Source organism: Leclercia sp. M50, from assembly GCF_037150775.1.
GTDB lineage: Bacteria > Pseudomonadota > Gammaproteobacteria > Enterobacterales > Enterobacteriaceae > Enterobacter.
Map to the genome: position 1 here is coordinate 1 of NZ_JBBCPK010000128.1, position 9082 is coordinate 9082.

The following is a 9082-nucleotide window of genomic DNA, read 5'->3' on the forward strand; positions in this document are numbered from 1 at the left end:
CCTACTGCGCCGTGACCAGTAAATACGCCAACGGCCAGAACGGGATCACCCTGTTTGTATTGCTCACCGCCCTGACCCTGTGGCTGAAATATGCCTTCAGCCCGCAGCCGGAGATGGTGTTTAGCGTACCGGTGCTGATAAAGCTGTTGATGTGCGGCGTGGCGTTGGGATTTGGTTACGCGTCGTGGAATATCGGTATCTTGCACGGCAACGTAACGCTGCTGGCGGCGGCATCCTATTTCACCCCGGTGCTGTCAGCGGCGCTGGCGGCAGTTTTACTTAGCGCCCCGCTGTCGTTCAGCTTCTGGCAAGGGGCGATGATGGTGTGTGCGGGATCGCTATTGTGCTGGTATGCGACGCGGGCACGTAGGAGTTGAGTTTTGTAGGCCGGGTAAGGCGAAGCCGCCACCCGGCGAAGACTATTCCTGCTCAGCCGCCCGCCGCAACCAGCTCTGCAACAACTTCCCGTCCTGACTCATCTCTCCATCCTGACGCACGCACAGGTAGTAATCCCGGCCATCGTCGATAGGGAGATCGAAGATCTTCACCAGCTCACCGCTCTCCAGATAGGGCGCAATCAACGGTTCGCGCATCAACGCGCAGCCCAGCCCTGCCTGCACGCCCGCCAGGGTTAACAGCCCGTCTTCAAACATCGGGCCACTGCGCCGCAGCGGGCGTTTCACCCCCTGCTGGATAAACCACTGCTGCCAGGTGGCGCGCTCTTCATCATGCAACAGCGGCATCTGTAATAGCTGTTCGGGAGTATCAATATGCCCGTGAAGGCGCAAAAATGCCCGGCTACAGACTGGCACCATCTGCCCGGAGATCAGCTTTTCACTCTGGTAGCCCGCCCACTGGCCGTTGCCGAAGCGGATGGACATATCCGACGCGTCACTCAGGTAGTTGCGGTGGTTGGCGTAGACCACGTTGATCTCGGTCTGTGGGTTAGCGCGCATAAACCCGGGCAGACGCGGGATAAACCACCCCATGCCGAAAAGCGGGATCAGGCTGATGGTCACCTGGCGGGTCTGCACCTGCTCCAGCAGATGCCCGGTGGCCTGGCGCAGCACGTTAAAGGCCGCGCGGATGGAACGGTAATAATCCCGCCCCTGCTGGCTCAGGATCAGCCCGCGCCCCTGACGCTCGGTGAGCGGCATCTGTAAGTATCCTTCCAGCACTTTCAGCTGGTGACTCACCGCCGAGGGCGATATGTCCAGCTCCTGAGCCGCCTGCGTCACGCTTCCCAGCCGCGCTATCGCCTCGAAGGCCCGCACCGCCCGCAGCGGCGGATCGTTCGCCAGTCGGCTCTCGGCAAAGGCCGACAACGCCAGGGATTGTTCTGTTTTATTCATATATTGATCTGTTATGGATAATCCGGTTAATCAGCCATTTATCATCATCATTAAAATCAATCAGATAAAGCAAGCTCCAAAAATCATAAGAAAGAATATATGTGTATTTCACAATTTAATTCAATTATTAGATGTTAGCCGCTGAAAAGAGCAATTTGTCGGGTAACAACGTTGGACACACTCATACAACAACTGATCAACGGCGTGATGCTGGGCAGCATCTACGCGCTGATCGCGCTGGGCTATACCATGGTGTATGGCATTTTGCGCATTATTAACTTCGCCCATGGCGATATTTTGATGGTCGGCGCGCTGACCACTCTGTCGGCGCTGAATCTCCTGACCGGCTATTTCCCCGCCATGCCGCAGCTGTTACAGCTCGGCTTTGCGCTGCTGATCGCCATGACGGTCTGCGCCCTGCTGGCGATGTCCGTTGAGCGCTTTGCCTACCGCCGCCTGCGAAATGCGCCGCGGCTGGCACCGCTGATCTCCGGGATTGGCGTATCGGTGCTGCTGCAAACCGTGGCGATGATTATCTGGTCGCGTAATCCGCTGATGTTCCCGCAGATCCTGCCGATGGACCCGATTGCTATCACGGCGGGCAGCGAGGCGCATCCCCCGGCGATTGTCACGGTCACCGGCATCGTCACCGTGGCGCTGGCACTGATCGTCATGACCGGCCTGTGGCTGCTGGTGGAGTATACCCGCCTTGGCCGGGGTATGCGGGCGGTGGCTGAAAACCCACGCGTCGCCACCCTGATGGGCGTTAATCCGAACGCCATCATCACTCTGACCTTTGCCATCGGCGGCGTTTTTGCCGCACTCGCCGGGGTGATGATGGCCAGCAATTACGGCAACGCCAGCTTCTCGATGGGCTTCCTGCCCGGCATTAAAGCCTTTACCGCGGCGGTGCTCGGCGGCATCGGCAACATTCGCGGAGCGATGATTGGCGGGATCCTGCTCGGGATTATCGAAGCGCTGGGCGCCGGTTATCTCGGCGAACTGACTCACGGCGTGTTCGGCAGTAACTACCAGGACGTATTCGCCTTTATCGTTCTGATTCTGGTGCTGGTCTTCCGTCCGGCTGGTCTGTTGGGCGAGCGCGTGGCGCACAGGGCGTAAGGAGAAATCATGACTGCCATTGAAATCAAAACCCCGGCGGCCAGCGGTAAATTCTGGTCCGGCATGACCCTCTTCGTGCTTGCCCTCCTGCTTGCGCCGGTTGTGGCTACCCAGCTGGGCGGCAACTACTGGGTGCGGGTGATCGACTTCGCCCTGCTCTACATCATGCTGGCGCTGGGGCTGAATATCGTCGTCGGCTACACCGGCCTGCTGGATATGGGCTTTATCGCCTTCTATGCCGTTGGCGCCTATCTGGCGGCGCTTATGGCGTCACCGCATCTGGCAGAGGTGTTCCCGATCCTCAACCTCTGGTTCCCGGACGGGCTGCACACCTCGTACCTGCTGATTATCCCGATTGCGGCGCTGGTCGCGGCCGTGTGCGGCATTCTGCTGGGTGCCCCAACGCTGAAGCTGCGCGGGGATTACCTGGCGATTGTGACCCTCGGCTTCGGGGAGATCATCCGCATTCTGATGCGTAACCTCGACCGCCCGGTGAACATCACCAACGGCGCGAAAGGCATTACCGGCGTTGATACCCTCAACCTGTTCGGTCTGAAGTTCAGCGGCGTTTATCACTGGTTCGGCGTCAAAGTGCCTGCCCTGTGGCTCTGGTACTACCTGCTGATGCTGGTGATTGTCGGGATCATTTTTGTCTGCCTTCGCCTGCAGCACTCGCGCATTGGCCGGGCATGGCACGCCATCCGCGAAGACGAAGACGTCGCCCGGGCGATGGGCATCAACTTGCGCAACTTTAAACTGTTGGCCTTTGCCATGGGCGCCTCCTTCGACGGTGTGGCCGGGGCGCTGTTCGGCGCCTTCCAGGGCTTTGTCTCGCCGGAATCCTTCACCCTGCAGGAGTCTATTGCCGTGCTGGCGATGGTGGTGCTGGGCGGGATGGGGCATATCCCGGGGGTGATCCTCGGCGCGGTACTGCTCACCGCCCTGCCGCAGCTGCTGCGCAGCCAGGCGGCCCCGGTGCAGCAGGCGCTGTTTGGTTCGGTACTGATTGACCCGGAGATCCTGCGTCAGCTGTTTTATGGCCTGGCGCTGGTGCTGGTGATGCTGGTTCGACCGTCGGGCATCTGGCCGAAGCGCCACAAGGAGGTAAAAGCATGAGCCTGTTAACCGTGCGCAACATGACCAAACGCTTTGGCGGCCTTACCGCCGTGGATAACGTCTCGCTGTCGATTAATAAGGGCGAGATCTACGGCCTGATTGGCCCCAACGGCGCGGGCAAAACCACCTGCTTTAACCTCATCACCGGCCTCTATCCCGCTGACAGCGGTGAGTTCGCCATTGCCGATAAGCCCTACTTCCCGACCCAGATCGAGAAGGTCACTGCCGCCGGCATCGCGCGTACCTTCCAGAACGTGCGTCTGTTTAATGAGATGTCGGTGCTGGAAAACGTAATGGTGGGTCGCCACGTCCGCACCCGCAACGGGCTCTGGGCGGCGCTGAGCCGTCACAAACGCGCCCGGGCAGAAGAAGCTCAGACCCTCGAGCAGGCCTGGTACTGGCTGGCCTACACCGGTATTGCGAAGTTTGCCCACTACCGCGCCTGCGATCTGGCTTACGGCCATCAGCGGCGGCTGGAGATCGCCCGCGCGCTGGCGACCGATCCGCTGCTGCTGGCGCTGGATGAACCCGCCGCCGGGATGAACGCGGCGGAAAAAGTGGCGCTGGGTGAGCTGCTGACCCGTATTCGTGACGACGGCAAAACCCTGCTAATGATTGAACACGACGTCAAGCTGGTGATGGGGATTTGCGATCGGCTCACGGTGCTGGATTACGGCAAAACGCTGGCCAGCGGTACCCCTGACAGCGTGCGTCGCGACCCGGCGGTGATCGCCGCCTGGCTTGGAGGCAATGCCCATGTCTGAATTACTGAAAGTGGAACGTCTGGACGTGCATTACGGTGGTATCCAGGCGGTGCGCGAGGTCTCCTTTAGCCTCCGTGAAGGCGAACAGGCCACGCTGATCGGTGCCAACGGCGCGGGCAAAAGCTCCACCGTACGGGCCATCACCGGGCTGGAGCGTTTTGGCGGCAACATTGAATTTAACGGCAAAGCGGTCCGCAAACAGAAAGCCGAAGCGCTGCTGCGCGACGGGCTGGTGATGGTCCCGGAAGGCCGGGGCATCTTCGCCCGCATGACGGTGCTGGAAAACCTGCAGATGGGGGCCTGGCTTCGACGTGACGCTGTCACTGTCAGGCAGGAGATGAACGAGATTTTCGAACGGTTCCCGCGTCTGGGCGAACGCCAGCACCAGCTGGCCGGACTGCTCTCAGGCGGGGAACAGCAGCTCTTAGCCCTGAACCGCGCCCTGCTCAGCCGCCCGCGCCTGCTGATCCTCGACGAACCCTCGATGGGCCTGGCGCCCAAAATGGTCGAGAACATTTTTGCCGTCATCGCCGGACTGCGCGAGCGCGGCGTGGCGTTGTTGCTGATCGAGCAAAACGCCCGGCTGGCGCTGGAGGTGACCGATCAGGCCTGGGTGATGGACAGCGGCAGCATCGTCCATCACGGCGAGTCCAGGGCGATGCTCGACGACGACCAGATTGCACAGATTTATTTGGGTGAAATGCCCGCTTAACACACCAACCAATATCAGGGAAAAATAATGAAAACCATTAAAATCAGTGCGCTCAGCGCGGCCATTATGCTCAGCGGGTTTGCCTCCACCAGTGCCTGGGCCGCCGACAGCGAAACCGTGGTGATCGGCCTGGCGGGCCCGCTGACCGGGCCGTCTGCCCGTATCGGTAAAGATCTGGAGAACGGTGCGCAGCTGGCGATTGACGATATCAACAAACAGCACCCGACCATCGGCGGTAAAGCGGTGTCCTTCAAACTGCAATCGGAAGATGACCAGTCGGATCCGCGCACTGCCGTGGCTGTGGCGCAGCGTCTGGTGGACTCCGGCGTGGCTGGCGTGGTCGGCCACTGGAACACCGGCACCAGCATCCCGGCGGCCCGCGTCTATCACGATGCCGGTATCGCTCAGGTGGCCCCCGTTGCCACCGGTCATGCCTATACCAAACAGGGGTTCGACACCAGCTTCCGCGTGATGGGCCACGACGATGACGGCGGCCAGTTTGCCGGACAGTACGCGGTAAATACCCTGAAAGCCAAACGCATCGCGGTCATCGACGATCGTACCGCCTTTGGTCAGGGCCTGGCGGATGAGTTTATTAAATCGCTGGAAGCCCAGGGCGTGAAGATTGTTGACCGTCAGTACGTGGACGACAAAACCGTCGACTTTAGCGCCGTGTTGACCGCTATTCGCAGCAAAAATGCGGATCTGATCTTCTTCGGCGGCGTGGACAGCCAGGCGGCACCGCTGGCGCGTCGTATCAAACAGTTGGGTATGAAGACTACCCTGATGGGCGCAGGCGGCTTTGTCAGCCAGACCTTCCTGCAACTGGCGCAGAAAGAGGGTGAAGGCGTTGTCGCGCTGGAGCCGGGCCTGCCGGTGGATCAGATGCCTGGCGGCAAGACCTTCGAGCAGGCATACCAGTCCCGCTACCACACCCATATCGAACTGCACGCCCCCTTCGCCTATGACGCCACCCGCGTACTGGTTGCCGCGATGGAAAAAGCCGACTCGGTTGATCCGGCAGAGTACCTGCCTGCCCTGCGCGCCATCAGCTACTCCGGCGTCACCGGGCAGATCGCCTTTGACGATCAGGGCAACCTGAAGGCTCCGTCCTTCACCGTCTATAAAGTGGTCGATGGCAAATGGCAGCCGCAAACCGTGCTCGGCGGCGCAATAGCTAAGTAACGCAGTGAGGCAATGTGATGAGTGATAATAATGAGCTGGGCATTCTTGCCCGCCGCAAAATTGAAGCAGAAATTATTAAACCAATTTATGAAATCCTGGTGCGTGAGATCGGCAAGTCCCGCGCCCAGGCGGTGATTGGCGAGGCCATTGAGCAGGCCGCCATTAATGCGGGCAAAGAATTTGCCCGCAAGGAGCCAAACGGCGCGGACGTGAAGAGCTTTATTGCTCTGCAGTATCTGTGGGAGAAGGATAACGCTCTCGACGTGAAGGTGATCGACGCCGACGACCAGCAGTACAACTACAACGTGACCCGCTGCCGCTATGCCGAGATGTATCACGAGATGGGCCTCGGCGAGATCGGCCATCTGCTGTCGTGCGCCCGGGATGAGAAATTCATCGTCGGCTACGCGCCGGACGTGGAGCTGACCCGCACCACCACCATTATGCAGGGCGGCGCATGCTGCGACTTCCGCTACCGCAGCACGAAGGACAAAGCATGATCCGCGTTAATGCAGACCGTTTATGGTCTACGCTCGAGACGATGGCGCAGATCGGCGGCACCCCCGCCGGCGGGGTGACCCGCCTGGCGCTAAGCGAGGAAGACCGTATTGCCCGCAACCTGCTGCGCGAGTGGGCGCTGGAGGCCGGTTTTAGCTGCGAGGTGGACAGCATGGGCAACATGTTTATCCGCCGCGCCGGTAAAAACCCGGCGCTGCCCCCGGTGATGACCGGTTCCCACGTGGATTCCCAGCCGCTCGGCGGCAACTATGACGGGATCTACGGCGTGCTGGCCGGGCTGGAGCTGCTGCGCACCCTGAACGATCGTCAGGTAGAAACCGAGCGCGATATCGTGCTGGTGAACTGGACCAACGAAGAAGGCGCGCGCTTTGCCCCGGCGATGCTCGCCTCCGGGGTCTGGGCGGGTCAACTTTCCGAAGCCTTTGCTTACGCCAGGATGGACAGCAAACAGATCACCGTTCGCGACGCCCTTGAGGCCATCGGCTATCGTGGCCCCCGCCCTGCCCGCGCCTTCCCGATCCACGTCTGCTATGAGCTGCATATCGAACAGGGGCCTATTCTGGAAGACGAAGCCATCGATATCGGCCTGGTGCGTGCGGCGATGGGTCAGCGCTGGTTTACCCTTACCCTCGACGGGTTTGCCGCACATGCGGGCACCACGCCAATGCACAGCCGCCGCGATGCGTTGACCGCTTTTGCGGAGCTGGCGCTGAAGGTGGAGGCGATCGGTTATCAACATGCCCCGGACGGGCGTGCCACCATCGGCATGGTGAACGTAACCCCGAATTCACGTAACGTGGTCCCGTCCCGGGTGGTGTGCAGCGTAGAATTCCGCCATCCGCTCAGCGAGGCGCTGGAGGCGATGGAAACCGCGCTGCATCAGGCGGCTGCAGGCCTTTCGGCGCGTGGCGTGAGTGCCAGCGTCGAGCGCATCTTCGACTATGCACCGATCGCCTTTGATGAAACCTGTCTTGTCCGAACGGAACAGGCTGTGGCCGCGCTGGGCTATTCATCAAAATCGATGGTATCCGGCGCCGGGCACGATACCTGTTACGTCAGCAAAATCGCGCCTGCCAGCATGATCTTTATCCCCTGCGTGAAGGGTATTAGCCATAACGAAGCGGAAAAGATTCATCCGGAATGGTCAGAAAAAGGGGCCAATGTGTTGCTGCATAGCGTGCTGAGTGCGGCGCAGGAGACATAAACAGGCACTTTCCCCGGCCAACGGCCGGGTAACCTTTACGTAAAAACGCATGTAGGATGTTGTAACTATTTACGGTTATTTCCCCAGCTTCGACAGCATCTCCGGGCGCATAAATTTATTGATCACCAGCATAAAGATCACCGACGGCACCAGCAGAATCAGCGCCGTAATGGAGGACATCTGATAATTACCCGACATGCTGGCGGTATAGAGCAGTATTGGCAGCGTGTTGATCTCCGGCGCGCCGACAAAAAACGTGGCGGTAAACTCATCCAGCGATTCGAGAAAGACAAAGATGCTGGCGGCAATCACCCCGGGGGCGGCCTGCGGCAGGATGATATGGAAAAAGGTGTAGATCGGCCCGGCGCCCAGATTGCGTGACGCCCGCGCCAGCAGCGGATCGAGCGCCGAGAACGCCGCGACGCTTATCCAGATGGAGTACATCAGGCCATGTACGCTGTGCACCAGCACTACCCCGGCAATCGTCCCGTTCAACCCCCACTGGTAGAACAGCCGCGCCACGTTCATATAGACCGTCAGGTTCGGGAAAGCCTGCGGGATCAAAAACAGCAGCATAAAGAAAGCGCGGCACGGCATGGACCTGTGCGAAAGGGCGTACCCAGCCGGGACAGAAATCAGCAGACACACCACCACCGACAGAAGGGCTATCAGAACGCTGATGGACAACGAACCGGAGACGTCACTTTAAGGGCTAAAAACCTGCCCCCAGTACTTCAGCCCCCACTGACTGGGCAAGGTATGCGGGAAAAACCAACTCTCCGCCACCGTCCAGATCAGCAGGTTCAGCAGCGGGCCAAACAGCGCCAGCACCAGGAAGGTAAGCAGCAGGGTTTGCAGAATAAAGCTACCGCGAACTCTATTAAACAGCGTGTTCATCAGGGGTTTCCTTTTGCATTCAGGCTGTGGCGCAGATAGAACCAGGACATCGCGGCGCACATCAGGTACGAGATGACCCCCATCGCATTGGCAACCGGATAGTCGCCATAGGAGTTGACGCGAAATGCCATATCAACGGTCATCATTTTTGGGGCGCCAGTGCCGATCATCAGAGGAACTGACAACACCGACATCATGGTGACCGTCGATA

The 9082-nt window shown here is 59.8% G+C and carries 9 protein-coding genes and 2 pseudogenes; 8 read left to right on the forward strand and 3 right to left on the reverse strand.

Annotated elements, in window-relative coordinates; genetic code table 11:
• Nucleotides 1–377, forward strand: a 377-nt coding sequence (locus WFM46_RS21105) for an EamA family transporter (protein WP_336998449.1), incomplete at its 5' end; no start/stop codon positions are given.
• Between the two features lie 42 nt (nt 378–419).
• Here the strand turns inward: WFM46_RS21105 and WFM46_RS21110 are convergent.
• A complete protein-coding gene (locus tag WFM46_RS21110; RefSeq protein WP_336998450.1) occupies nt 420–1352 on the reverse strand; it encodes a LysR substrate-binding domain-containing protein in 933 nt (310 codons plus the stop codon).
• A 171-nt stretch (nt 1353–1523) separates the two neighbouring features.
• Here WFM46_RS21110 and WFM46_RS21115 point away from each other — a divergent pair, with 171 nt between their 5' ends.
• From WFM46_RS21115 to WFM46_RS21145, 7 genes are read left to right on the forward strand one after another with little or no spacing between them, the layout of a single operon-like run.
• A complete protein-coding gene (locus WFM46_RS21115) occupies nt 1524–2474 on the forward strand; it encodes a branched-chain amino acid ABC transporter permease (RefSeq protein ID WP_103179632.1) in 951 nt (316 codons plus the stop codon).
• A gap of 9 nt (nt 2475–2483) precedes the next feature.
• Complete coding sequence (locus WFM46_RS21120; RefSeq protein ID WP_336998451.1) at nt 2484–3590, forward strand: branched-chain amino acid ABC transporter permease; 1107 nt, start codon at nt 2484–2486, stop codon at nt 3588–3590.
• On the forward strand, nt 3587–4354 hold the full coding sequence (locus tag WFM46_RS21125; protein WP_336998452.1) for an ABC transporter ATP-binding protein: 768 nt from the start codon (nt 3587–3589) through the stop codon (nt 4352–4354). Before WFM46_RS21120 ends, WFM46_RS21125 begins: the two co-directional genes overlap by 4 nt.
• A complete protein-coding gene (locus tag WFM46_RS21130; protein WP_103821994.1) occupies nt 4347–5066 on the forward strand; it encodes an ABC transporter ATP-binding protein in 720 nt (239 codons plus the stop codon). Before WFM46_RS21125 ends, WFM46_RS21130 begins: the two co-directional genes overlap by 8 nt.
• A gap of 27 nt (nt 5067–5093) precedes the next feature.
• A complete protein-coding gene (locus tag WFM46_RS21135) occupies nt 5094–6251 on the forward strand; it encodes a branched-chain amino acid ABC transporter substrate-binding protein (protein WP_336998453.1) in 1158 nt (385 codons plus the stop codon).
• A gap of 17 nt (nt 6252–6268) precedes the next feature.
• On the forward strand, nt 6269–6751 hold the full coding sequence (locus WFM46_RS21140) for an L-2-amino-thiazoline-4-carboxylic acid hydrolase (RefSeq protein ID WP_103179637.1): 483 nt from the start codon (nt 6269–6271) through the stop codon (nt 6749–6751).
• Nucleotides 6748–7974, forward strand: a complete 1227-nt coding sequence (locus WFM46_RS21145; RefSeq protein ID WP_336998454.1) for a Zn-dependent hydrolase — start codon at nt 6748–6750, stop codon at nt 7972–7974. The genes WFM46_RS21140 and WFM46_RS21145 overlap by 4 nt, the downstream gene beginning before the upstream one ends.
• A gap of 75 nt (nt 7975–8049) precedes the next feature.
• Here the strand turns inward: WFM46_RS21145 and WFM46_RS21150 are convergent.
• Both WFM46_RS21150 and WFM46_RS21155 read right to left on the reverse strand, forming a co-directional pair.
• Nucleotides 8050–8871 (reverse strand): annotated as a pseudogene (locus WFM46_RS21150) (ABC transporter permease).
• Nucleotides 8871–9082, reverse strand: a pseudogene (locus tag WFM46_RS21155) (sugar ABC transporter permease); the annotation flags it as partial. The pseudogenes WFM46_RS21150 and WFM46_RS21155, both read right to left, overlap by 1 nt.

What these genes read in the sequence shown, in the direction of transcription:
- WFM46_RS21135 (WP_336998453.1), top strand. Translation starts at nt 5,094, where the DNA reads ATGAAAACCATTAAAATCAGTGCGCTCAGCGCGGCCATTATGCTCAGC.
- WFM46_RS21140 (WP_103179637.1), top strand. Translation starts at nt 6,269, where the DNA reads ATGAGTGATAATAATGAGCTGGGCATTCTTGCCCGCCGCAAAATTGAA.
- WFM46_RS21130 (WP_103821994.1), top strand. Translation starts at nt 4,347, where the DNA reads ATGTCTGAATTACTGAAAGTGGAACGTCTGGACGTGCATTACGGTGGT.
- WFM46_RS21110 (WP_336998450.1), bottom strand. Translation starts at nt 1,352, where the DNA reads ATGAATAAAACAGAACAATCCCTGGCGTTGTCGGCCTTTGCCGAGAGC.
- WFM46_RS21120 (WP_336998451.1), top strand. Translation starts at nt 2,484, where the DNA reads ATGACTGCCATTGAAATCAAAACCCCGGCGGCCAGCGGTAAATTCTGG.
- WFM46_RS21125 (WP_336998452.1), top strand. Translation starts at nt 3,587, where the DNA reads ATGAGCCTGTTAACCGTGCGCAACATGACCAAACGCTTTGGCGGCCTT.
- WFM46_RS21145 (WP_336998454.1), top strand. Translation starts at nt 6,748, where the DNA reads ATGATCCGCGTTAATGCAGACCGTTTATGGTCTACGCTCGAGACGATG.